The 25,150-nt window shown below is 47.1% G+C and carries 23 protein-coding genes, 1 pseudogene and 1 other annotated feature; of the genes and pseudogenes, 18 read left to right on the top strand and 6 right to left on the bottom strand.

Annotated elements, in window-relative coordinates:
- Positions 1-4: 4 nt before the first annotated feature.
- From EOJ37_RS08095 to EOJ37_RS08075, 5 genes are read left to right on the top strand one after another with little or no spacing between them, the layout of a single operon-like run.
- Positions 5-715, top strand: coding sequence for a MotA/TolQ/ExbB proton channel family protein (locus EOJ37_RS08095; RefSeq protein ID WP_127959424.1), 711 nt, complete (start codon positions 5-7; stop codon positions 713-715).
- Positions 712-1,134: an ExbD/TolR family protein gene (locus EOJ37_RS08090; RefSeq protein ID WP_162473670.1), complete on the top strand. Its 423-nt coding sequence runs from the start codon at positions 712-714 to the stop codon at positions 1,132-1,134. The genes EOJ37_RS08095 and EOJ37_RS08090 overlap by 4 nt, the downstream gene beginning before the upstream one ends.
- A complete protein-coding gene (locus EOJ37_RS08085; protein ID WP_127959422.1) occupies positions 1,131-2,051 on the top strand; it encodes a heme/hemin ABC transporter substrate-binding protein in 921 nt (306 codons plus the stop codon). Before EOJ37_RS08090 ends, EOJ37_RS08085 begins: the two co-directional genes overlap by 4 nt.
- A 15-nt stretch (positions 2,052-2,066) precedes the next feature.
- Complete coding sequence (locus EOJ37_RS08080; protein WP_127959421.1) at positions 2,067-3,122, top strand: FecCD family ABC transporter permease; 1,056 nt, start codon at positions 2,067-2,069, stop codon at positions 3,120-3,122.
- The gene (locus EOJ37_RS08075) at positions 3,122-3,889 is read left to right on the top strand and encodes a heme ABC transporter ATP-binding protein (protein ID WP_127959420.1); all 768 of its coding nucleotides are present in this window, start codon (positions 3,122-3,124) and stop codon (positions 3,887-3,889) included. Before EOJ37_RS08080 ends, EOJ37_RS08075 begins: the two co-directional genes overlap by 1 nt.
- Positions 3,890-4,052: 163 nt before the next feature.
- On the opposite strand, the gene EOJ37_RS08070 is transcribed toward EOJ37_RS08075, so the two are convergent.
- The gene (locus EOJ37_RS08070; RefSeq protein WP_127959419.1) at positions 4,053-5,156 is read right to left on the bottom strand and encodes a glycosyltransferase; all 1,104 of its coding nucleotides are present in this window, start codon (positions 5,154-5,156) and stop codon (positions 4,053-4,055) included.
- On the bottom strand, positions 5,153-6,283 hold the full coding sequence (locus EOJ37_RS08065) for a glycosyltransferase family 4 protein (RefSeq protein ID WP_127959418.1): 1,131 nt from the start codon (positions 6,281-6,283) through the stop codon (positions 5,153-5,155). The genes EOJ37_RS08070 and EOJ37_RS08065 overlap by 4 nt, the downstream gene beginning before the upstream one ends.
- A gap of 594 nt (positions 6,284-6,877) precedes the next feature.
- Between EOJ37_RS08065 and EOJ37_RS08060 the strand changes: the two genes are divergently transcribed.
- Positions 6,878-7,897 (top strand): polysaccharide deacetylase family protein, encoded by a 1,020-nt coding sequence (locus EOJ37_RS08060; protein WP_127959417.1) that lies wholly within the window; start codon positions 6,878-6,880, stop codon positions 7,895-7,897.
- Positions 7,898-8,176: 279 nt separating this feature from the next.
- Positions 8,177-9,127: a glycosyltransferase family 2 protein gene (locus EOJ37_RS08055; RefSeq protein ID WP_127959416.1), complete on the top strand. Its 951-nt coding sequence runs from the start codon at positions 8,177-8,179 to the stop codon at positions 9,125-9,127.
- A gap of 134 nt (positions 9,128-9,261) precedes the next feature.
- Here EOJ37_RS08055 and EOJ37_RS08050 read toward each other — a convergent pair whose 3' ends face one another.
- Complete coding sequence (locus EOJ37_RS08050; protein ID WP_206194036.1) at positions 9,262-10,281, bottom strand: PTS sugar transporter subunit IIC; 1,020 nt, start codon at positions 10,279-10,281, stop codon at positions 9,262-9,264.
- Between the two features lie 468 nt (positions 10,282-10,749).
- Here EOJ37_RS08050 and EOJ37_RS08045 point away from each other — a divergent pair, with 468 nt between their 5' ends.
- The 3 genes from EOJ37_RS08045 to rimO all read left to right on the top strand — a co-directional run bounded on the left by EOJ37_RS08045 (position 10,750) and on the right by rimO (position 15,077).
- Entirely contained in the window at positions 10,750-12,048 is a 1,299-nt protein-coding gene (locus tag EOJ37_RS08045) for an HAAAP family serine/threonine permease (RefSeq protein WP_127959415.1), read from the top strand.
- A gap of 209 nt (positions 12,049-12,257) precedes the next feature.
- Positions 12,258-13,625, top strand: coding sequence for an L-serine ammonia-lyase (locus EOJ37_RS08040; RefSeq protein ID WP_127959414.1), 1,368 nt, complete (start codon positions 12,258-12,260; stop codon positions 13,623-13,625).
- A 120-nt stretch (positions 13,626-13,745) separates the two neighbouring features.
- Positions 13,746-15,077: a 30S ribosomal protein S12 methylthiotransferase RimO gene (gene rimO / locus EOJ37_RS08035; protein ID WP_127959413.1), complete on the top strand. Its 1,332-nt coding sequence runs from the start codon at positions 13,746-13,748 to the stop codon at positions 15,075-15,077.
- An 80-nt stretch (positions 15,078-15,157) separates the two neighbouring features.
- Here rimO and EOJ37_RS08030 read toward each other — a convergent pair whose 3' ends face one another.
- Positions 15,158-15,988 (bottom strand): SDR family oxidoreductase, encoded by an 831-nt coding sequence (locus tag EOJ37_RS08030; RefSeq protein WP_127959412.1) that lies wholly within the window; start codon positions 15,986-15,988, stop codon positions 15,158-15,160.
- 253 nt (positions 15,989-16,241) lie between these two features.
- Positions 16,242-16,376: a sequence feature (His leader region), on the top strand.
- 53 nt (positions 16,377-16,429) lie between these two features.
- On the opposite strand from EOJ37_RS08030, the gene hisG reads away from it, so the two are divergent.
- From hisG to hisIE, 8 genes are read left to right on the top strand one after another with little or no spacing between them, the layout of a single operon-like run.
- Positions 16,430-17,329, top strand: a complete 900-nt coding sequence (gene hisG, locus EOJ37_RS08020) for an ATP phosphoribosyltransferase (RefSeq protein ID WP_127959411.1) — start codon at positions 16,430-16,432, stop codon at positions 17,327-17,329.
- Positions 17,330-17,332: 3 nt separating this feature from the next.
- A complete protein-coding gene (hisD, locus tag EOJ37_RS08015) occupies positions 17,333-18,640 on the top strand; it encodes a histidinol dehydrogenase (RefSeq protein WP_127959410.1) in 1,308 nt (435 codons plus the stop codon).
- On the top strand, positions 18,637-19,701 hold the full coding sequence (hisC, locus tag EOJ37_RS08010) for a histidinol-phosphate transaminase (RefSeq protein ID WP_127959409.1): 1,065 nt from the start codon (positions 18,637-18,639) through the stop codon (positions 19,699-19,701). The genes hisD and hisC overlap by 4 nt, the downstream gene beginning before the upstream one ends.
- A gap of 8 nt (positions 19,702-19,709) precedes the next feature.
- Positions 19,710-20,777 (top strand): bifunctional histidinol-phosphatase/imidazoleglycerol-phosphate dehydratase HisB, encoded by a 1,068-nt coding sequence (hisB, locus tag EOJ37_RS08005; RefSeq protein WP_127959408.1) that lies wholly within the window; start codon positions 19,710-19,712, stop codon positions 20,775-20,777.
- A complete protein-coding gene (gene hisH, locus EOJ37_RS08000; protein ID WP_127959407.1) occupies positions 20,777-21,367 on the top strand; it encodes an imidazole glycerol phosphate synthase subunit HisH in 591 nt (196 codons plus the stop codon). The genes hisB and hisH overlap by 1 nt, the downstream gene beginning before the upstream one ends.
- 5 nt (positions 21,368-21,372) lie before the next feature.
- Positions 21,373-22,110: a 1-(5-phosphoribosyl)-5-[(5-phosphoribosylamino)methylideneamino]imidazole-4-carboxamide isomerase gene (gene hisA / locus EOJ37_RS07995; protein WP_127959406.1), complete on the top strand. Its 738-nt coding sequence runs from the start codon at positions 21,373-21,375 to the stop codon at positions 22,108-22,110.
- Positions 22,092-22,868 (top strand): imidazole glycerol phosphate synthase subunit HisF, encoded by a 777-nt coding sequence (gene hisF, locus EOJ37_RS07990; RefSeq protein WP_127959405.1) that lies wholly within the window; start codon positions 22,092-22,094, stop codon positions 22,866-22,868. Before hisA ends, hisF begins: the two co-directional genes overlap by 19 nt.
- On the top strand, positions 22,862-23,476 hold the full coding sequence (gene hisIE / locus EOJ37_RS07985; RefSeq protein ID WP_127959404.1) for a bifunctional phosphoribosyl-AMP cyclohydrolase/phosphoribosyl-ATP diphosphatase HisIE: 615 nt from the start codon (positions 22,862-22,864) through the stop codon (positions 23,474-23,476). Before hisF ends, hisIE begins: the two co-directional genes overlap by 7 nt.
- A 97-nt stretch (positions 23,477-23,573) precedes the next feature.
- Here the strand turns inward: hisIE and gndA are convergent, their stop codons facing one another.
- Positions 23,574-24,980: an NADP-dependent phosphogluconate dehydrogenase gene (gene gndA, locus EOJ37_RS07980; protein WP_127959403.1), complete on the bottom strand. Its 1,407-nt coding sequence runs from the start codon at positions 24,978-24,980 to the stop codon at positions 23,574-23,576.
- 57 nt (positions 24,981-25,037) lie between these two features.
- Positions 25,038-25,150, bottom strand: a pseudogene (locus EOJ37_RS07975) (IS5 family transposase); the annotation flags it as partial.

Genomic DNA, 25,150 nt, shown 5'->3' with positions numbered 1-25,150 from the left:
GGTTATGTCATTTAATGAATTTTTTCTCAATATCTATAGCCAGTTGGGTATGATGCGTTGGCCACTCACCCTGCTTTCGCTGTTGATGCTGACCCTGATTGTCGAACGGCTGTTATTTTTTAGCCTCCATCATTCCGGATCAGCAAAAGCAGCACGCGGTATTCTCTCTCTGCGAAACTGGCAGGATGAGCACTACCTGCTCAACTATCTACAGCAGTACCACCCTCACCGTCACCCGCTGATTAACGGAATTTGTCTGCTGATCTCTTATCGTCAGGTTGATAAAACACTGCGCGAAGAGGCTGTCAATTTGTGGTTAGAAAAAAAACGCCGCCAGTTTTTCTCTGGCAGCCAACTGCTACAACTGATTGGAGTACTGGCTCCACTGCTTGGGCTACTGGGTACCGTGCTGGGGTTAATTGAGATGTTTGACCGTCTTTCAGTTAGCCAGTCCGCTGTCACGCCTGGTCAACTGGCAGCCGGATTAGGGTTGGCGATGGCGACTACCGCTGCCGGATTATTGATTGCGCTACCCGCTATTGCGAGTGCACAACTCTTCAGCCTGTGGGCTCAGCACCAACTGGACGTTTTGGCATCACATCTCAATCAGTTCAACTTATCGCTTGCTGGCTTGCCGAGTGAACAGGCTGCACAACACCAGGGATCTCGATCTATCCCTCACTGCGATCCATGCACGCCAGGAACTCAACCATGAATATTCGTTACCGCACTTCCAGCCTAAAATCACCAATGCTCGATCTCACAGCATTACTGGATATCATCTTTATTGTGATGGTGTTTTTACTACTCAGTACCAATATTCGCCTGCAAATGTTGCCGGTTTCCATTCCTGAAGCAACTGCAACTAGCCAGTTAACTACCTCGCCTTCGGCAGTAGTGACCGTCAGTATTCCTGCCGACGGTGATCTCTGGGGACTACAAGATCACCTGTTTGAGCATTGGCATAGTTTCTCCGCTGCACTGCTCGATGCCATTCAGTCGCCGACGCGATCAGCGATCGTGGTTGCCAGTGATAACACTGCACACGTTGAGAAGTTGATCAAACTGCTGGCGTTTTTCCAGCAACACCACATTGAAGCAACACAAATCATCATGCGCGAGGGGACGAAATGAGACTCACCCATCTGCTGTTTGCCACGCTGTTCTATCTGAGTGGGATGTTGATCGTCAACTCAGTACAGGCAACGACTCGGATTATCAGCATCGGTTCAACAATCACCGAAATTTTGCTGGCATTAGATGCTGCCGAACAGTTGGTCGCGGTCGATGTTAGCAGCAGGCAGTTACTCAAGGGGGAGTCATTGCCTATCGTTGGCTATCAGCGACAACTCTCGGCTGAAGGCTTGCTAGCGCTGAAGCCAACACATCTGGTCGGTTCTGAGGAGATGGGGCCAAATAGTGTTCTACAATTGCTGCGTTCGGCTGGAGTTAATGTGCAACAATTTAATGAAAAACAAGTGACTGAAAAACACCTGAGCGTGGATCAATTCAGCACAACTTTCGATGCTGAGTATGCCTGGCTCAATCAACTGTGCCAGCGAATTGATCAGTTAGCACAACTCACCCAGCGGCAGCAGCAAGCAGTTGAAATCAAAGCCCAGGTCCAAACACGCTGGCAACAGTTAACGCAACAGCGTAGCGGCAAGCGACGTAAAGTGATCTTTATGTTGCTGCAACAAGGGCGCCCAATTGCGGTTGCTGGCCAACAGACAACCGTGGATAAAATTATTCGTTTAGCCGGTTTGGACAACCCGCTAGCCCACTACGGCAAGAATTATCCTACAGTTGCCATCGATGCCATTTTACAAGTTCAACCCGATGTGATTTTGCTCGCCGAGCGCAGTTTTAAACAGTTAGGGGGCATTTCCGGGCTACTGGCACAACATCCTCTGTTAGCAGAAACACCGGCAGTGAAGCAACGACAAGTGATTTCGGTGCCAAGTTATGCACTGCAAGGGGGTTTTGGGCTCTCCAGCCTGGCACTTGCCGAACAGTTACAACAGACCCTGACCTTATCGACTGTTCACTAACTCGGTAATGTAATCATGCAACGTTCAAGCCAAATTTTGCTTACCCAGCGTCTACCGATGTCGTTGCTGATCGGCACAAGCACTCTGCTGTTATGCCTGCTGATCCTCGGCTCGATAAGCTTCGGTGCAATGTATATTCCGGTGAAAACCGTGATTGCAGCACTCTCCCCCTTCATGACTGATCTACCAGAATATGGGCAGTTGATTATTCGTCAGGTACGCATCCCGCGTACCCTACTGGCTATAGCCATCGGCGGTTTACTGGCGCTCTGTGGTAGTGTGATGCAGGCTCTTTTTCGCAACCCATTAGCAGATCCTGGCATTATTGGTGTTTCTGCTGGTGCCTCTCTCGGGGCGGCCTGCGCAATTGTGATTGTCGGTGCGATGCTGTCCACAACCTCGTTACTCACCTTTACCGTCGTTCCACTCTCTGCCTTCGTTGGTGGTGCCCTCGCTACTTTTGCGGTATATTGTCTCGGAACCTACCAACAACGTAGTTCAACAACGATGATGCTGCTGGCAGGTATCGCTCTCAGTGCTATCGCGGGTGCGGGCTTGGGAATACTGAATTACGTCGCCGATGATCAGGCTCTGCGTGATTTCTCACTCTGGAGTCTCGGTTCTCTGGCTGGAGCTAACTGGCACAATCTGATCCTGGCGTATGCCACACTGACACTAACAATAATCTGTTGTTATCGTTACTCAAACTCACTCAACGCATTATTATTAGGCGAAGCAGAAGCAGGACATCTGGGGGTTCATGTACAACAACTCAAGCGACAACTGATTTTACTGTGTGCGTTAGGTGTGGGGGTAGCTGTCGCTTTGGCAGGCGTAATTGGTTTTATTGGATTGGTTGTGCCGCATATCGCTCGCCAATTTACCGGCCCAGTACACCAACGGTTATTACCAATCTCGACGCTGTTCGGTGCGCTGCTGTTACTGCTCTCTGATCTATTGGCACGCACGCTAGTCGCTCCAGTAGAGATTCCGGTTGGAATTATTACCGCCGCCATCGGCGCTCCGTTTTTTCTATTGCTGTTAATTAAACAACGAGGATACTTAAGCTAATGGCGATCACACTTCAATCTGCACAGCTCTCGCTATCCGGTAAAACAGTGTTGAACAATCTTTCCGTCAGCTTTGCTAGCGGCTGTTTGACAGTGATTTTAGGCCCCAACGGCACTGGTAAAAGCAGCTTATTAAAAGTACTGAGTGGTGAGCTGCGTTGTGCTGGCGAACTCTCTTTTTACGGCAAACTTAGACAACACTGGTCGGCACCCGAATTAGCCAAGTCGCTTGCCGTGCTACCACAAGCTAGTTCGCTCAACTTCAATTTCACGGTGCGTGAAGTCGTTGAACTAGGTGGAATGACGCTCAATGCCTCTCATGATCAAATCAAAAAAATTGCTGCCGACAATATGGCACAACTTGCCATCACATCATTGGCTGAACGATTGTTGCCACAATTATCAGGCGGTGAACAGCAGCGTGTTCACCTAGCTAGGATCCTGACCCAAGTTGCTCAGTCACCACGAGCGCCGATGCTTCTGCTGGATGAGCCAACATCCGCACTGGATATTGCTCATCAACAGCAGACATTGATGCTATTAAAAGAGTTAACTCAACGAGGAGTGGGAGTGATTGCTGTGCTGCACGATCTCAATCTGGCGACACACTATGCCGATCGGATGATTATTTTGCATCAAGGAGAAATTGCAGCCGATGGTAAACCTGCAGTCGTATTATCTCCTGAACTAATTGAGGGTATCTATCACTATCCGGTTCAGATCATTTCTCATCCACTGCATGGTTATCCGCTAGTGGTGAGTGGTTGATGGTGAAGGATTTTTCTTACTAATGGCAACTTAGATAGGCTATGGCATCGGTCATTCCCACTGGTAGAGGCATGCCAAACTTGTTGGTGCTGAAGAGAGTATAACATTACCTAATACTCTCCAATACGACCATGCCTTACAGCATACCCTATCAGTCAACAAGTTACTTTTTACTTAATGCAATGTAACTATCAATAATGTGCTGTTGCTCAAACTGCTGATACAACTCAGGTGTTATCAACGGCCGCTTATCCCACGCTAAGCGCAACTTCTGCGCGAGTGATTCGCTGCTCATTTCGGCTAAATAATTTGCCAACTCTCCTGACATAATTTCAGTAACACCACCAGGGCAATTGGTACTTACTACCGGTGTACCGCAAATTAATGCTTCAATCAGCACGCTGGGTAATCCTTCACTATCCGAGCTAAGCACCACCAACTCGGCACCTTTAATGATTGGCAGCGGATTGCGATGAAATCCCGCCATTATGACTTTATCAATAAGGTTGAAAGCATCTATTTTTTGTTTAATCAAAGCGCTAACTTTTTCGTCACCTTGTCCAACCAGCAGGAGTTTGCAGGGAAGTTTAGCTATCGCAAACGCTTCTAACAGACGGTCATGACGTTTCACTGAGTGAAAACGGCCAACATGCAATATATAACTTTGGTCTGAAAAGGGATTCTCGGCCTGTGACTTTTGCTTAATTTCATTAATATTAAACGGGTTGTAGATAGTCACTAAACGAGATGGCTGTACGCCAACCTGCTTGATAAGATCGTGCCCTACCGCTTCTGATACCACTACCACTTGGCGATTATTATATACCTGTTGGATTTTTTTCTTTTTTATCCAGCGGTTCAATCCCGTTTTATTACCAAGATAGGCATGTGCCAACATACCGTGCACGCAATGCCACACATTGCAGCCACGCAATTTCTGCGAGCGCACCACAATCCGATCAGTTTTATGCAGATTGGAGATCACTAAAACAGGAATACCAACTCGTTCAAACAATTCAGATAGCTTTCGATCAAGTGAAGCTGCTCGTCGCTTTAGTTCCTGCCATCGCCGTAATGGCCCTTGATAAACATCATCGTCAACAAGATAGTCAACCCCTTCAGGAATATCATAGTCCCGTCGTTGATTAAGCGATAGCAATGTCACTTGATAACCACGTTCGCTTATCCCTTTTGCAAGGATCAGCGTAACTTTTTCAGCCCCACCACCAGGTAATCCATCAATAATAAAAAGAATATGTTGCTTCATTTTGTTAACAGTTTTTGATAAAGGCCCAATAGCTGTTGAGATAACAACTCAGGTGTGGCGCTCATAATGCGCTGGCGCGCTGCTTGTGCCATCTTGGAATCGAAAGTCTGAGCGGGTAGAGCGCAGATAGCATCACTCAACGCAGCAATATCCAAGGCATCACAAACAAAGCCATTGCGCTCAGGCATAATAAATTCAGCGCCGCCGCACGTGGTACTGGTGATCACCGGTAGCCCGCAGGACATCGCTTCCAAGATCACATTTGGGAACGGATCGTACAATGTTGGCAACAGCAGTGCATCTGCCGCCTGATAAAATGGCAGTGTCTGCTTTTGCACCCCAACAAAGCGAATTCTTTCAGTACAACCAAGCGACTGAGCTAGTGAACGATAGCGCTTCTCTGCCTTATCTTTACCCACTACCAATAAGTAACTACCCGTCGCCGCCACTGCACGGATCGCTGCCGCTAACCCTTTACGCTCAAATCCCGAGCCAACAAAAACCAAACAGCGTGCCTGTAATGGGATCTGATACTGAGTACGTAACTGCTGTCGTTGCTGCTCACTGGCAGGTAAAAATTTCTGGTTATCTATCGCATTATAGATAACGGTAATTTTATCGGCTGGCACAGCAAAATCTTCGATAATTTCCTGTTTGATCATCTCTGCATTGCAGATCACCGCTTTTAACTCGGGCGCTGAATACATCGCTCGCTCAGTATTCATCACATAGCGGTTGTAACGGTTCATAAATAACCAACCGCGTTGCCACTCCGGCAACAACCGCGCCCGATGTAATAACCAGCGGCGATGCACACCGTCACCCGCACGATAGATATCACAACCGGGTAACCGCTCATGACTCTGTACCAGATCAAAGTGCTCTTTCTGCCACAACGCTCTCGCCGCTTGGGCAAATCCACGTTCGCGACTAATGCGACCAAACTTCAGTGGATCACACAGATAGACACGCCAATGGGGATTCGTGTCACCCGACCATTCACGCGTAATAATATTCAGATCCAGTCCCTGTTGCCCTAACGCATCCAATACACGGGAGACAAAGCGCTCCGCGCCACCGTCTGGGCGGTATTTTTGGCGGACAATCGCCAAACGAAATGCCTTCATGCAAGCATGCTCCACGCAGTAAGTCATCACCACGTTTGTAGGAATAAAATCAAATCAAAGCAGCACCCAATCGCTACTTTGCTGATAGTATCAGGTTCTGCCTCATTTCAAAAACCCCCAGCAAAAATAACTGTCCGGTCACCGGTTAGACGAAGATCTGCAAACACCTTCACCAGCGATAACACCATCGCTTGCTAACCATCCTCTTCAAAGACTGTTCTACTTCCACCTGTTTTAACAGACAAAGAGCCTACACACCACCCTTTAATAAGCATAACTCACTATAAATAATGGTAAAAAATTCAAAAAACCATGCTAGACTGGCCGTTGTCGTTATGGTCCTGCGCGATTAAATTTTATTTGACTACCTATCCCAGTAAATATCGCAGCACTGGTTTCGATACTGACAGTACGCAAAAACTACAGAACACATTCCGTTAGTGGAATTTTTAGGCATCAGTTGGCAACAGAATGACAACAAGAATAAAACAATATTTTTCAATTAGTTAAATTGCACCAAGCAACGCCACTGTTGAATCATGAATGCCAGACGCTAGTTGATTAGATAAGTGACAATACCAAGAAGGAGCTTTTATGACTAAACCCGCATTCATTATTACCATCGATACTGAGGGTGATAACCTTTGGCAAAATCAACAACATGCATCAACCCTGAACGCGCAGTTTTTACCGCGTTTTCAGATGTTGTGTGAAAAATACAATTGCAAACCGGTTTATCTAACGAATTATGAGATGGCGATGGATGCTCAATATAGAGAGTTTGGTCGTGATGTGATTGCACGCCAAACTGCCGAGATTGGTATGCATCTACACGCCTGGAATAATCCTCCCTTAGCACCATTAACCGATAATGATTGGCGCTATAAGCCCTATTTGATCGAGTACCCTGCTGAACTCGTTCGTGCCAAAGTGGATCACATTACCAAACTACTGGAAGACATTTTTCAGGTTAAAATGCGTAGCCATCGCGCTGGACGTTGGGCATTCAATGCACTATACGCAAACTTATTGGTCGAATATGGCTATCAGGTTGACTGCTCAGTAACCCCTGGTGTCACTTGGCAATACTCAGTTGGAAACCCACAAGGTCATGGTGGTAGTGACTATCGCCACTTCCCATCCCATGCCTATTTCGTTGATCTAAAAGATATTGCCAAACCAGGTAATTCACCGCTATTAGAAGTTCCAATGAGCATTCACAATAAATATTCCTCGTTTTTCAATACCATAAAACAAAGAGTCGACTCACTCAGAGGTAAAAAACGCTCACCATCGACACTCTGGCTAAGGCCCAATGGACGCAACCTACACTCAATGAAACAAGTAGTTAAACGCACACTTGCAAACAATTATGATTATATCGAATTTATGTTGCACTCATCCGAGCTTATGCCAGGTGGTAGCCCGACGTTTCAGACTACCCAAGATATAGAAGCGCTGTATCAAGATCTGGAACAACTGTTTGAGTGGCTATCAACTATCACTGTCAGCAAAACGCTTGCAGAGTATTACCAAGAAAAAACGCATCAGCAGTTTGTTGAGTCTATTGATATGCAACAAGAGATTGGTAGCAGCTGTCTATTAAGTAGTTAGTTTTAGGCATCTATATGAGCAATTTGAATATTATTCATCCTATGCTAAGGTTCTTAATGATGTCCACATAGTTTAACATATCTTATATTTCAATTATTGTTTTGTTGTTATTCTACCGGGATGAAGAGTCAATCTCTGTTTGAGAGTTATCTCCCAATATGCATTAGGCGTAGTTAATAAACTGTAAAAGCATCTACAATTTTTAATTGTATCATTTTAAAAAATAGCAATCATTATTCTATCGATTGACACTGGCGTTAAATTAAGCGGATCATAAAAATGAGTAAAAAAACCACACTTAGCATTATCATAGCAGCCCATAATAGTGAAAAATTTCTGCCCAAAACTCTTTCTAGTCTCATAAACGCCTTAGGGGATAGATTGGAGGACTCAGAGATTATTTTGGTCAATGATGCATCACAAGATGGTACCGCTGCCATTCTCAGCAATTTTTCTAATAATATAACCCAAGCACGCTTTTTTTCTGTGGATTTCAAAAACCCTGGAAAAGTTAGAAACTTTGCCATGAATAAATGTAAGGGTGATTATGTAACCATGCTAGACAGTGATGATTTACTAAGGGAAGGATCCTTCACAGAGGTGATTTTATTCTTAATAAAAAACACTCCAGATATGCTAATCACTAAACTCCATGAAGTGACAGCAGCGACTACTGATGATATGTACTGGTGTGGATTAAGGCCGAAAAAATTATCACAACATGATGCTATTGTATGTTTTTTACATCATAAAGACTTTCAAGCACATCTAGGAGGGAAATTTATCAAACGTTCTATGTTTGATAAATCCCCCATCCCAGATTTATTTTGTTTTGAGGATTTTTATGTATTCCCAGAATTATTATTGAATGCTAAAAACATCTTTTTTTCACGTACATCTCCTTATATTTACTTGAAGCACAGCTCTAGTTTATCCAGCACTCCCTCCAAAGAGAAGATATACAACCTGTTTATTTGCATACAAAGAATGGAGCAATTTTTCGATGCTCAGTACTCCAATTTAATTCTTTGTCACTGGATTGATTTTAAACTAAAGTACGCAAAATGGATTTCATCACAAGAACAGAATGAACTTGTTGATAAAAAAATAAAAATCACCCATCGTATCGGTTTTTTTATGGATCCTAGCATTCGCTTAAGCTACAAAAGGAAAACACTTTCTTTATTATGGAATAGACTAACCTCGCGATCTAAAAAGAGTCATAGTTAATTTATTTAGTTGCAACTGCACTCTACAGATGAATTATTTTGATGTTAGAAGATTCAGCATGAGATTTTTCATCTGTTTAAAAGTCAATCAATCCATGTCACTGATTAATTGACAAAATAAAAAACGAGATCAATCTATTGATTAATCTCACGCAACTTCATATCACCATCCTTTATCCACCCTGCTTTTCGCATGGTGCTGGCAAAAAATAAACTTAACACTGCAGGAAGGATGAAATGTAATAGTGCCATATAGATAAATATTCTGGTTGCATCCGCTCCGGCCTCCAATACCATGGACTGATAAGTACCGAACTGCCCAACCAAGCCACTGGTACCCATACCTGATCCGGCAGGAATGTTAGTCATTTTAAATACGCTAGTGGACAGTGGCCCTAACATCGCAGAAGCTAAAATAACGGGTAACCAGATCTGTGGCCGTCGCACGATATTTGGCACTTGTAACATTGATGTCCCCAACCCTTGCGAAAGTAAACCAGCCAATCGATTTTCCCGATAACTGATCACAGCGAACCCAATCATATTGGCACAACATCCTACTGTTGCTGCTCCTCCCGCTAGGCCAGATAAACCAATAGTAACGCTTAATGCTGCACTACTGATCGGGGCAGTCAAAATCATGCCCATAGCAACCGAAATCACTATCCCCATCGCAATAGGTGAAATCTCTGTCGCTTGCATCAAAAACTGACCAAGTGCACTCATTACTGCTGAAATTGAAGGCCCTACCAAGTGAGCAACAAATCCCCCCGCAACCAATGTGACAAACGGTGTAATGATGATCTCTATTCCTGTTTTTCCAGAAACCAGGCGTCCCATTTCAGAAGCAGCCAAAGCAGCAATATAAGCGCCCGCAGGCCCACCTAATTTGTAACCCAACGCACCAACAACAATAGTCGTCATTACTACTAATGGATTATTCTTTAATGCGAAAGCGATCGCACCACCGATTGCCGCACCAACGACTATCGGCATTTTAGCCACTTCAGCATAGTCAGTTAAAAAAGACAAATAAGGTAATCGCGATAACTGTGACAAAATAAGACCAATAATAAGTGAAGAAAATAGCCCTAATGCCATCGCTGAAGTAGCATCGATAAAATAACGTCGCACTAATATTTTTATATACCCCACTGATACACCCTCACAACGCTACCCATGATAAAAAACAATCCAACAGTGGAAAAACCATATTTAAAAATAAAACAATAACTGCAACTGACGATACCACACAAATCATGACATATCTGTATTAAAAGTTTTAAAAAGCAAGATAAAAGTTTACAAATAAAAAGAAAATCAAGCATCACCAAACGAAAAAAAACAGCAAGCAACTGAATATAAATGACTAATTTTATTTTTCTGTACACTTATCACATTTGAGAGCATGATCACAGTTGTTTATTCTGCATTAATCTATATTTTACGACAATAAATTCTAATGAAAGGCGTAAATTCAGACAAAAACATCGCTTAACCCCAAGCTAACGCCGGAGCGAGATTGCCACTGTGATGAGGTTACTTATTGATTTAAAAATAAACATTTAGGCATTCTTTATTTTTACATTTATTTAATTTTTAATTAACACCTCGGAGAGTTTTATGGATTCAGCAAAAATTGGCACTCGTGCCTCTACCCCCTCTGATCCTGCTACTGCATGGCGTAAATCAGACACCATGTGGATGCTCGGCCTATATGGTACTGCAATCGGTGCTGGTGTTTTATTCTTGCCAATAAATGCTGGGATCGGTGGTCTAATCCCACTAATTATTATGGCAATTATTGCTTTTCCAATGACCTTCTTTGCCCACCGAGGCCTTTGCCGTTTTGTACTCTCCGGTAAAAATCCCGGCGAAGATATCACAGCGGTGGTAGAAGAACACTTTGGTATCAGTGCCGGTAAACTGATTACCTTGCTCTACTTTTTCGCTATCTATCCAATATTGTTAGTTTACAGTGTGGCAATTACTAATACTGTAGAGAGCTTTATTACTCATCAATTAAGTATGACGCCACCACCACGCGCCTTACTGTCGCTGATACTCATCATTGGCTTGATGACAATTGTGCGCTTTGGTGAGCAAGCAATTGTTAAAACCATGAGTGTTCTGGTATTTCCGTTTGTTGCTACACTGATGATGATGGCGTTGTATCTGGTTCCTCACTGGAACATGGCGATCTTTGAAAATGTCTCAATCAGCGGTGCTGGTGGTGATATCGGACATGGCCTGCTGCTCACTCTGTGGTTAGCTATCCCTGTGATGGTGTTCTCATTCAACCATTCGCCGATCATTTCTGCTTTTGCGGTCGCCAAACGTGAAGAGTATGGTGATCATGCAGAGAAGAAGTGTTCGCGCATTCTCTCTTACTCACACATCATGATGGTGTTGACCGTAATGTTCTTCGTCTTCAGTTGCGTATTGAGTCTGTCACCGGCCGATCTTGCTGAAGCAAAAGCGCAGAATATCTCGATTCTCTCTTACTTAGCGAACCACTTTAATAACCCACACATCGCTTATGTCGCGCCAGTGATTGCCTTCGTTGCCATTACCAAATCGTTCCTCGGCCACTATCTGGGGGCGCGTGAAGGTTTTAATGGTATGATTGCCAAATCAATGAAGAGCCGTGGCAAAACCATCGCTACCAGTAAATTGAACCGCATTACCGCTATCTTTATGTTGGTCACCACTTGGATTGTCGCTACGCTGAACCCAAGTATTTTGGGTATGATTGAGAACCTCGGTGGCCCGGTGATCGCAATGTTGCTGTTCCTGATGCCAATGTATGCTATTCGCAAAGTACCCGCCATGCGTAAGTACAGCGGTCATATCAGCAACGTGTTTGTCGTGCTAATGGGACTGATAGCGATGTCAGCCATCCTCTATACTCTGTTTGGCTAATAGCGCGTAAAGCTTGTCCGATACGGCTATGTGAGTTGCCATATTGTCCTAGAAGAGTGTACGCACTCCTCGCCTACGGAGGTGCTGCCAGTGTCAAGACTGACAGTACCTTAGCGACAGGCTGTTAGCCGGTGTTCTGACACCGGCATTTCTCCTTTACTTGCACCAGGCAGGTAAAGGAACGTTAACATCAAGAAGGCAGTGAGAATATGATCAGCGTTTTCGATATTTTCAAAATTGGCATTGGCCCGTCCAGCTCCCATACCGTTGGGCCTATGAAGGCAGGTAAACAATTTGTTGATGATTTGATTGCCGCTGAGCAGTTGCACAACACAACCCGCATAGTGGTTGATGTTTACGGCTCGTTATCACTCACCGGTAGGGGCCACCATACCGATATTGCCATCATTATGGGTCTTGCTGGCAATCTGCCACACGATGTAGATATTGATAGCATTCCCGCCTTTGTTCACGATGTTCAACAACGGCAGCGGTTGCCTCTAGCAAAAGGTATACATGAGGTTGATTTTCCTCTGCAGGGAGGTATGAATTTCCACAACAGCAATTTGCCACTGCATGAAAACGGAATGCGTATCAGCGCTTATGCCGGTGAACAACTGCTGCATAGCAAGACTTACTACTCAATTGGTGGTGGATTTATTGTTGATGAAGAGCACTTTGGCCAACCAGCCACAGACACTGTTGCCATTCCTTACCCCTATCGTTCTGCACAAGAGTTACAGCAGCACTGTAAGGATACTGGACTTTCTCTCTCCGGCCTGGTGATGCAGAACGAGCTAGCATTGCGTAGCAAAGAAGAGATCGAGGCACATTTTGCTAACGTTTGGCAGGTAATGCGCACAGCTATCGATCGTGGCATGAATACTGAAGGTTTGCTCCCTGGTCCGATGAAGATTGCACGTCGTGCCGCTGCACTGCGACGTATCCTGGTCACCGGTGATAAAACCAATACTGACCCGATGAGTGTCACCGATTGGATTAATATGTTCGCTTTTGCAGTCAATGAAGAGAATGCTGCCGGAGGGCGTGTAGTGACAGCGCCGACTAACGGTGCTTGTGGCATTATCCCTGCGGTGTTGGCTTACTATGACCAGTTTATTCGCCCCGTTAACACCAATTCTTATAGTCGGTTTTTTCTCGCTTCAGGCGTGATTGGCACGCTGTATAAGATGAATGCCTCAATTTCCGGTGCTGAAGTCGGCTGTCAGGGTGAGGTAGGTGTCGCGTGTTCAATGGCTGCCGCCGGGTTGGCCGAGCTAATGGGCGGTAGCCCAACTCAAGTCTGTATCGCAGCAGAAATTGCCATGGAACACCACTTAGGACTGACCTGTGATCCTCTGGCCGGGCAAGTACAAGTGCCCTGTATTGAGCGTAATGCGATTTCTGCAGTAAAAGCGGTCAATGCTGCTCGTATGGCGCTGCGCCGAACCAGTGAACCACGTGTCTGTCTGGATAAAGTGATTGAAACTATGTACGAAACCGGTAAGGACATGAATGCCAAATATCGTGAGACCTCGCTAGGAGGGTTAGCAATCAAAATCGTTCCCTGTGATTAATCAGTGAGTTTGAATTTTCAGTGGCGGCGTGGCCTCTACGTCGTCACATTATCATTGATAATGGTGTTCTTTCAGCGTGTGTCTGTGTAGAATCCGCGCGTCTCTTTTTTGGATTATGCTATGTCACAAACAACGCCTCCTAACGCCCCGCGAATCGGTTTTGTTTCGCTCGGCTGTCCTAAAAACCTGGTAGATTCTGAACGTATTCTGACCGAATTACGTAATCAGGGTTATCAAGTGGTTCCCCGTTATGATGACGCAGAACTGGTGATTGTTAACACCTGCGGCTTCATTGACAGTGCCGTACAAGAGTCGCTGGAAGCGATTGGTGAAGCACTGAACGAAAATGGCAAAGTGATTGTCACCGGTTGCCTGGGTGCAAAAGAAAATCAGATCCGCGAAGTGCATCCCAAGGTGCTTGAGATCAGTGGTCCTCACAGCTACGAACAAGTTTTGTCACACGTTCATCAATATGTGCCCAGACCAGAGCACAACCCCTTTACCAGTCTGATCCCTGCTCAAGGGGTCAAGCTGACACCCAAACACTATGCCTATCTGAAGATTTCAGAAGGCTGTAATCACCGCTGTACTTTCTGCATTATTCCTTCAATGCGCGGTGACTTGGACAGCCGACCTATTGGCTCAGTGCTGGATGAAGCCAAACGGCTGGTCGAGGCCGGCGTTAAAGAACTACTGGTGATCTCACAAGATACTTCAGCCTATGGTGTCGATATCAAACATCGCACCGGTTTTTGGCAGGGCCAACCCGTGAAAACCAGCATGGTTAGCCTGTGTGAACAACTTGCTAATCTGGGTGTTTGGGTGCGTCTACACTACGTTTACCCCTACCCGGATGTTGATGATGTGATCCCGCTGATGGCCGAAGGCAAAATTCTGCCTTATCTGGATATTCCGCTGCAACATGCCAGCCCCAAGATCCTCAAACTGATGAAACGCCCCGGTAGCGTAGAACGCACGTTAGAGCGCATCAATCGCTGGCGGGAAATCTGCCCAGAGTTGACGTTGCGTTCCACATTTATTGTTGGCTTCCCGGGTGAAACCGAACAGGATTTCCAGCAACTGCTCGATTTTCTGCGTGCCGCTCGTCTCGACCGTGTTGGTTGTTTTAAATATAGCCCAGTCGAAGGTGCCAGCGCCAATCAGTTGCCTGATCAAGTGCCTGAAGAGATCAAAGAACAGCGTTTCCACCGCTTTATGCAATTACAACAGCAGATCTCAGCAGCGCGGTTACAGGAAAAAGTAGGGCGTGAACTGTGGGTGCTGATTGATGAAGTGGATGAAGAAGGTGCAATTGGCCGCAGTATGGCTGATGCACCGGAGATTGACGGCGTGGTGTATCTGAATGGCGAAAATCACCTCAAGGTCGGTGACATTATCAAGATCAAAGTTGATCATGCCGATGAGTATGACCTTTGGGGCAGCAAGATATAACATCCGCCAGGTCAACAACACGATCAACACGGGGGCTCGATTATCGAGCCCCAGATCACAGAGCGGCAATATTGCCGCAGTCACTCATCACACGGCATAGTGTGCGGATCAGGGTAGTGATACTCAAACCCGAGTTCATGGCAAATACGCATTCCGTCGATCACCCGCCCTGCTTGTTGCTGCTCTTCAACGGCAAACTTGGGTGGTGGCAACGCTAACTGTTTCGCCACTGCCGGATAAAATTCACGTTTGATTGGATGTTGTGGCGCACATAAATTATAGATGTGCCCCCCATGTGGTAATTTGAGCAGTAACTCAATGGCAGCAATCACATCATCCTGATGAACTAAATTCACACCAAGTGCACCGCCAGTCACCCCCTGCTTTCCAGCCAGAAAACGCCCTGGATGACGTTTAGCCCCCACCAATCCAGCCAGACGTAAAATATCCACCGATGTTCCCGGCAATGCATGTAGCCACTGTTCCAACTTCACCAATACACGTGCTGCTGCGGTCACTGGCTGCAACGCTGAGTTTTCACGCACAATGCCACTAGTGACGCCATAAACTGAGGTCGAACTGGTAAAAATGATGCGTGGTACCGCAAATGCTAACGCGCTATCCACCAGCATAGTGACAGCCTGAAAATAGTTCTCGCTACCTTCGATGGTGCGGCTAGCGGGTAAGGTGATTACTAACGCATCTACCTGTAACAGTTGTTGCAGCTCTGACGCACTACAACTTGGCTGTGGCGTGAGTTGTAACTGATAGCACTCAATACCACTCATACGTGCTGCATTCACGCCCTCAATGCTGGTTTTACTGCCAACTACCAGATAGCCTCGATTAATGAGCGATTGTGCCAATGGCATCCCTAACCATCCCAGCCCAACAATAGAAATTTTTTTCATTGGCTTCCCCTTATGATAACTGCACGACAAGCATTGAAACTTTGCCGATTAACAATCTATTCCGTTGTCGGTTGTTAATCCAGCTAGCCTGCCTCTCTAATCTGCTTAATCGCTGCTCCGCTTGCAACAAATTACGCCGTTCGCTAAAAAAGAAGTTGCATCAAACAATGCAGATAGTTTAGCCTAGTCAGCAACTCAGCACCGTCTGACCTAACTTAAAGAGAAATGACATGATTTGCGTTCTGTTCAACCACCATCATCACCATCACCCTGATTAGTCTTTCGGGCGATGTGTGCTGGAAGACGATGTTATATCTTCCAGTGGCGCTTAGCAGATAGCAGATTTAAGAGAGAGCCCTCGGAAGATAACTTCCGAGGGCTTTTTCTTTTGAACTTACACACAAATTTTACGTAGATTCAGTCTATTAAATAGAGGATGTTATGTTGGATAAAACTCGTTTACGGATTGCCATGCAGAAGTCTGGCCGCTTGAGTGAAGATTCCCAGGAGTTACTCGCCCGCTGTGGTATCAAAATTAACTTGCAGCAACAGCGTTTGATCGCTTTTGCTGAAAACATGCCGATTGATATTCTGCGCGTTCGTGATGACGATATTCCTGGACTGGTGATGGATGGCGTGGTCGATCTGGGTATTATTGGTGAAAATGTGCTTGAAGAGGAGCTACTCAGCCGCCGAGCACGTGGCGAAGATCCGCGCTATTTCACTCTGCGTCGTCTCGATTTTGGTAGCTGCCGCTTATCACTGGCTGCCCCGCTCGACAGCGAATATCTCGGGCCGCAAAGCCTGCAAAACTGTCGTATCGCGACCTCTTATCCCCACCTGCTTAAACAGTATCTCGACAGACAAGGCGTCAATTTCAAATCCTGTCTACTCAATGGTTCGGTTGAAGTCGCACCACGCGCTGGTTTAGCCGATGCCATCTGCGATCTCGTTTCTACCGGTGCCACACTGGAAGCCAATGGCTTACGTGAAGTTGAAGTTATTTACCGCTCAAAAGCCTGCCTGATCCAGCGTGATGGTGAGATGCCCACCACCAAGCAGCAGTTGATCGACCGTCTGCTGACACGTATTCAAGGGGTGATCCAAGCACGTGAATCGAAATACATTATGCTACACGCACCCAGTGAACGACTGGAAGAGATCATCGCTTTACTTCCCGGTGCCGAACGCCCAACTATTCTGCCTCTCGCAGGCTCAGAAAGCCGCGTTGCTATGCATATGGTGAGTAGTGAAACCCTGTTCTGGGAAACCATGGAAAAACTGAAAACGCTCGGTGCCAGTTCTATTCTGGTGTTGCCGATTGAAAAAATGATGGAGTAAGCGATGCCAAGCTTCAATACCACCGTTAATTGGGCTGAGTGTGATGCCGCACAGCGTGCTGCCCTGCTGATGCGCCCAGCTATCGCGGCCTCTGATAGCATCAGCGATAGCGTGCGGCAGATCCTCGATCAGGTGAAAATGCGCGGCGACACAGCACTGCGTGAATACAGTGCCCGTTTTGATCAAACCCATGTTGATCAATTGCGTATTAGCAGAGAACAGATTGAACAAGCTTGTGCCCGCTTAAGCACTGAGATCAAACAGGCAATGGCGACGGCACTGGCCAACATTGAAGCCTTCCACTGTGCCCAGAAGCTGCCAGACATTGCGCTAGAAACTATGCCTGGTGTTCGTTGCCAGCAGGTGAGTCGCCCGATTGATTCAGTCGGCCTCTATATTCCTGGTGGCTCTGCGCCACTGTTTTCTACCGTACTGATGCTGGCTACGCCGGCACGCATTGCGGGTTGCCGTCGCGTGGTACTCTGCTCACCACCGCCGATTGCCGATGAGATCCTCTACGCAGCACAACTTTGCGGTGTGGAAGAGATTTTCCAGGTTGGTGGTGCACAGGCCATCGCAGCAATGGCCTTTGGCACCGTTTCTGTTCCTCGGGTAGCCAAAATCTTTGGCCCCGGTAATGCCTTTGTTACGGAGGCCAAACGCCAGATCAGCCAACGGCTGGACGGTGCCGCAATCGATATGCCCGCCGGCCCGTCTGAAGTGCTGGTTATTGCCGACAGTGGCGCAAACCCCGCCTTTGTCGCTGCTGATCTGCTTTCTCAGGCTGAACATGGCGCTGATTCACAAGTTATTTTATTAACGCCTGATGCTGTTTTGGCCGCTGCAGTTGCGAGTGAAGTTGAGCAGCAACTGGCTGCCCTGCCACGCGCTGCCACCGCACGCCAGGCGCTTAACTGTAGCCGTCTGATTGTCACGCGCGACTTGGCTGAATGTATTGCCATCAGTAATCAATATGGTCCTGAGCATTTGATCATACAAACGCGAAATGCTGCTGGACTAGTAGCACACATCACCAATGCCGGTTCAGTGTTTCTTGGCGACTGGTCGCCTGAATCAGCCGGTGATTACGCCTCTGGCACCAACCATGTGTTACCCACGTATGGCTATACCGCCACCTACTCAAGTTTAGGACTGGCTGATTTTCAGAAGCGGATGACGGTGCAAGAATTAACACCTGAAGGTTTTCTCTCACTGGCCAATACTATTGAAATTCTGGCAACAGCTGAACAGCTCAACGCCCACAAAAATGCGGTAACTATCCGTGTCACAGCACTCAAGGAGCAAGCATGAGCATAGAAACATTGGCACGTAAAGCGGTACGCGAACTAACACCCTACCAGTCAGCACGACGGTTAGGCGGCAACGGCGATGTTTGGCTCAATGCAAACGAATACCCTACTGCTCCTCAATTTGAGCTCACAGCACAAACACTCAACCGTTATCCCGAGTGTCAACCGGCACAAGTCATTGCGCGTTATGCAGCTTATGCAGGTGTTTCACCACAACAGGTACTGGTTAGTCGCGGTGCTGATGAGAGCATCGAGCTGCTGATCCGTGCATTTTGTGAACCGGGAAAAGATGCGGTGCTATTCTGTCCTCCCACCTATGGCATGTATCAGGTCAGTGCAGAAACGTTTGGCGTTGAGTGCCGCACCGTGCTGGCTAAAACGGATTGGCAACTCGATCTCGCTGCCATTAACGCCAATCTGACCAATGTGCGACTGATTTATGTCTGTAGCCCTAATAACCCAACCGGTAATCTGATCCACCCTGATGATCTACGCTCGCTACTGGCAAGCGTCAACGGACAGGCGATCGTTGCCATCGATGAAGCCTACATCGAATTTTGCCCACAAGCTTCGCTGGTCAACTGGTTAGCCGACTACCCCAACTTAGTCGTACTGCGCACGCTGTCAAAAGCGTTTGCACTGGCTGGTTTGCGTTGTGGTTTTACCCTCGCTAATCAGGAAGTGATCAATCTGTTATTAAAGGTGATCGCTCCTTATCCACTCGCAACACCGGTGGCCGACATCGCGGCACAAGCGCTCAGCCCAAGCGGTATCGATGCCATGCGCCAGCGCGTCAGTGAGATCATTACTAACCGCACCTGGCTACAGCAACAACTTGCGCAATGTCACTGCGTCGAGCAAGTATTTGCCAGTGAAAGCAATTATCTTCTGGTACGCTTTAAACCTTCCAGTCAGGCATTTGCACAGCTTTGGCAACAAGGGATCATTCTGCGTGACCAACATAAACAGCCTGGCCTGCAGCACTGTTTGCGTATCACCATTGGTACTCGCGCTGAGTGCCAACGTGTGATTGATGCCCTCAATCTGTTACCCAATGCTTAGGAGCTGCTATGAGTCAGAAATTTCTTTTTATCGATCGTGACGGCACACTGATTGCTGAGCCACCAGAAGATTTTCAGGTCGATCGCTTGGACAAACTGGCGCTGGAACCAGGCGTGATCCCTGCCCTACTCTCACTACAGCAAGCCGGCTTTACCCTGGTAATGATCACCAATCAAGATGGCCTCGGCACTGACAGTTTCCCACAAGAGACTTTCGACCCACCACACAATCTGATGATGCAGATCCTCAGCTCACAAGGGATCAATTTTGCCGACATTTTGATCTGCCCACATAAACCTGAAGATCAATGTGAATGCCGTAAACCGAAAATCGCCATGGTGAAAAACTATCTACAACCTGGTGTGATGGATGTCGCCAACAGTTATGTGATTGGTGATCGGCAAACCGATGTCGAGCTGGCAAACAATATGGGCATTCAAGGTTTACTCTACCAGCCAGCAACCTTAGGCTGGCCAGCGATTGCCGAGCAGTTGACCAAACGCGATCGCCATGCTCGTGTCAATCGTGTGACCAAGGAAACACAGATTGATGTCGCGGTTTGGCTCGATCGTGAAGGTGGCAGCAAGATTAAAACCGGTGTTGGCTTTTTCGACCACATGCTCGATCAAATCGCCACGCATGGTGGTTTGCGCATGGATATCGAAGTGAAAGGTGATCTCTATATCGATGACCATCACACTGTAGAAGATACCGCTCTGGCGCTGGGCGAAGCCTTGAATAACGCCTTGGGTGATAAGCGCGGCATTGGTCGTTTCGGCTTCGTATTGCCGATGGATGAGTGTTTGGCTCGCTGTGCGATGGATCTTTCCGGTCGTCCTCATCTTGAGTATAAAGCCGAATTTAACTATCAACGTGTTGGTGATCTCAGCACTGAGATGGTGGAACACTTCTTCCGTTCACTCAGCTACGCGATGGCCTGTACCCTGCATCTGAAAACCAAAGGCAAGAATGATCACCATCGGGTAGAGAGCCTATTCAAGGCATTTGGCCGCACACTACGCCAAGCAATTCGCGTTGAGGGCAACACATTGCCCAGTTCAAAAGGGGTGCTGTAATGAATGTGGTGATCTTGGATACCGGCTGCGCCAACTTGGCCTCTGTGACCTATGCAGTACAGCGACTTGGCTATCAACCTCAAGTCAGCCGTGACGCTGAAATTATCCAACGTGCCGATAAGCTGTTTCTGCCTGGCGTCGGTACTGCCGAGGCAGCCATGAGCCAACTGGAACAGCGAGAGTTAATCCCACTCATCAAAGCCTGTACTCAGCCTGTACTCGGTATCTGCCTGGGAATGCAACTACTTGCTGAAAGCAGCGAGGAAAGTAACGGTATTAAAACCTTGGGTATGATCGATACACCAGTGAAACAGATGCTGGATTGTGGCCTACCACTACCCCATATGGGTTGGAACCGCGTCACTGCACAAGCGGGCAATCGTCTGTTTCGTGGCATTGAACAAGGCAGTTACTTTTACTTCGTTCACAGTTATGCGATGCCATTATGCCCCAACACCATTGCGCAAACCTGTTACGGCGAAACCTTCACCGCCGCCGTGCAAAAAGACAACTTTTTCGGCGTGCAGTTTCATCCCGAGCGTTCTGGTACCGCCGGAGCACAATTACTGAAAAACTTTCTGGAGATGTAGTCGGCATGATTATTCCCGCTTTAGACTTGATCGACGGCAGCGTAGTACGTCTACACCAAGGCGACTACGGCCAACAACGCGACTACGGCAGAGACCCGCTGCTACGGTTACAAGATTATCAGCAACAAGGTGCTCAAGTACTGCATTTGGTCGACCTCACCGGCGCTAAAGATCCTAGCGCACGCCAAATCCCACTACTGCGCGATTTGCTGGCGGGTGTCACTATCCCAGTGCAGGTTGGTGGTGGTATTCGTAGCGAACAAGATGTCACTGCTCTACTGGCAGCAGGCGCTGCACGCGTAGTGATCGGCTCTACCGCCGTAACACAACCAGAATTAGTGCAGCAATGGTTTCAACGTTACGGCGCTGAAACGATGGTTCTGGCGCTAGATGTCCGAATCGATGACAACGGAACCAAACACGTTGCTATCAGCGGTTGGCAAGAGAACTCACAGGCCTCGTTAGAACAGATTATCGAGCAGTATCTTCCTTTTGGACTGCAACATGTGCTCTGTACCGATATCTCACGTGATGGCACGCTGAACGGTTCAAATGTCGCCCTCTATCAAGAAATATGCCAGCGTTACCCACAAATCCAGTTTCAGGCTTCTGGTGGGATCGGTAATCTGAATGACATCAGGCAACTACGTGGCAGCGGTGTCAGCGGTGTGATTGTTGGGCGGGCACTACTAGAGGGTAAATTCAACGTCAAGGAGGCTATCGCATGTTGGCAAAACGGATAATTCCTTGCCTGGATGTCAAAGATGGGCAGGTGGTGAAAGGGGTGCAGTTCCGCAACCATGAAATTATCGGCGATATCGTGCCATTGGCACAACGCTATGCTGAAGAGGGGGCTGATGAGCTAGTATTTTATGACATCACCGCGTCAAGTGATGGGCGTGTAGTCGATAAAAGCTGGGTATCGCGCGTAGCAGAGGTGATCGATATCCCGTTCTGTGTCGCCGGCGGTATTAAAAGCTGTGAAGAGGCTGGGCAAATTCTTTCCTTTGGTGCAGATAAAATCTCTATCAATTCACCTGCACTAGCCGATCCAACACTGATCAGCCGCCTGGCTGACCGCTTTGGTGTGCAATGCATCGTAGTCGGGATCGATACTTGGCACGAAGCAAGCACAGGAAAGTACCATGTCAATCAATATACCGGTGATGAAACACGCACCCGAGTGACACAGTGGCAAACACTAGATTGGGTTGAAGAAGTACAAAAACGTGGGGCAGGTGAAATCGTACTTAATATGATGAACCAAGATGGGGTACGCAACGGCTATGATCTGGAGCAGCTGAAACTGGTTCGAGCCGTATGTAAAGTGCCGTTGATTGCTTCTGGCGGGGCTGGTCAAATGGAGCATTTCCTTGCTGCCTTCCATGATGCTCATGTTGATGGTGCGCTAGCCGCATCCGTCTTTCATAAACAAATCATCAATATTGGCGAACTAAAACAGTTCCTGACCAATCATGGTGTGGAGATCCGTCTGTGTTAACTGAACAACAACGAAATCAACTGAATTGGGAAAAAACAGGTCAACTGCTGCCAGTGATTGTACAACACGCCATTTCTGGTGAGGTTCTAATGCTGGGTTACATGGATCAGGCTGCTTTAGCACTCACCGAACAGAGCGGAAAAGTGACTTTTTTCTCGCGCACGAAACAACGGCTATGGACCAAAGGCGAAACTTCTGGCAACTTCCTGAATGTAATGAGCATCACGCCTGATTGTGATTACGATAGCTTGCTGATTTTAGCTGAGCCGATTGGCCCTACTTGCCACTTAGGCACTACTAGCTGCTTCTCACCGGCTCAAAGTGACTTAGGCTTTCTCTATCAACTGGAACAGCTACTTGCTGAACGCAAACATGCCAGCCCGGAAAGCTCTTATACTGCCAAGCTGTATGCCAGTGGCACTAAACGCATCGCACAAAAAGTGGGCGAGGAGGGTGTGGAAACAGCGTTAGCTGCAACAGTACATAACCGCCAAGAGCTACAGGATGAAGCTGCTGACCTGCTCTATCACCTGTTGGTGTTATTGCAAGATCAGAATCTGGATTTGAGCCAAGTCATCGACTGCCTGCGCCTGCGTCATCAAAAGTAGCCACATCGCAGGCACAGTCAATATTCCGTAAGGGATAACACGCGAGTGGGCCACCGAATTTTGCCCACTCGCACCATTGTCGGTTATAACTTCAACATCATTCCATCCACTCAGTATGGAATACACCTTCTTTATCGATCCGCTGATAAGTATGCGCACCAAAATAGTCCCGTTGCGCCTGGATCAAATTAGCAGGCAATACTGCTGAACGATAACTATCATAATAGGCAATCGCCGCTGAGAAGGTCGGGGTTGGTATACCCTGTTGCACCGCATAAGCGACAACTTCACGCAATGCCTGCTGATAGTGATCGGCAATTTGCTTGAAATACGGTGCTAGCAACAAATTAGCAAGCTGCGCATTGTCTGCATAGGCATCAGTAATTTTTTGTAGAAATTGGGCACGAATAATACAGCCGGCACGGAAAATCTTCGCTATCTCACCATAATTCAACTGCCAGTTATGCTGTTTAGAGGCAGCACTCAACTGTGAAAAGCCTTGTGCATAGGAGATAATTTTGCCCAAATACAGCGCTCGCCGTACCTGTTCAACGAAAGCTTTCTGATCGCCGTCAAATGGCTGTGGATTAGGCCCAGTCAGCACTTTAGCTGCTGCCACTCGTTGCTCTTTCTGAGCGGATAAATAACGTGCAAATACCGACTCAGTGATCAGTGATAGCGGCTCTCCCAGATCGAGCGCACTTTGACTGGTCCACTTACCCGTCCCTTTATTACCAGCGGAATCTAGGATCACATCGATGAGATCGTTACCTTGCTCATCCTTCTTAGTGAAAATATCTTTGGTAATATCAATTAGGTAACTACCAAGCTCCCCCTGATTCCAATCATTGAAGACTTCAGCCAACTGTTGATTAGTGAGATTCAATGCCTGCTTTAATAATGAATACGCTTCAGCAATCAGTTGCATGTCACCATACTCGATACCGTTGTGCACCATCTTCACATAGTGGCCGGCACCATCAGGTCCAATGTAAGTAACACAAGGCTCCCCTTCTGCCACAGCGGCAATCTGCTTCAAGATCGGCGCGACCAGCTCATAAGCGGCCTTTTGCCCTCCGGGCATAATTGACGGCCCCTTCAATGCCCCCTCTTCGCCGCCTGAAACACCGGTACCAATAAAATTAAACCCTTGAGCAGAAAGCTCACGATTACGACGAATGGTATCCTGATAATAGGTATTACCACCATCGATCAAAATATCCCCTTGCTCAAGATGCGGTGTCAACGCTGAGATGGTTTTATCGGTTGCTTCCCCCGCCTTAACCATCAACAAGATACGTCTAGGCACTTCCAAACCGGCAACAAATTCCTCGACACTGTAATATGGCACCAGATTTTTTCCTGGATGTTCAGCCATCACCTCATTGGTCTTATCGCTGGAACGATTAAAAATAGCGACGCTATAGCCACGGCTTTCGATATTCAGCGCCAAATTGCGGCCCATCACCGCCATACCGATAACACCGATTTGTTGTTTGGACATTTTAGAGGATCCTATTGGGGATGAAGATTGAATTGAGCTGATGCTAGGCTGTGTCCCTTAACCCAATAACCGCTTTAAAAACAACCGAACAGAGCCTAATTTAAGCATGCAAAGGTAATTTCTGGCGGTTTTCTCCGAGCGAGTGGCAATGCGACGATGTTCTTTTAACA

It is taken from the genome of Serratia microhaemolytica (assembly GCF_004011885.1).
In the GTDB taxonomy this organism is placed as follows: Bacteria; Pseudomonadota; Gammaproteobacteria; order Enterobacterales; family Enterobacteriaceae; genus Serratia_G; species Serratia_G microhaemolytica.
This window is presented reverse-complemented; position numbering and strand designations above follow the sequence as displayed.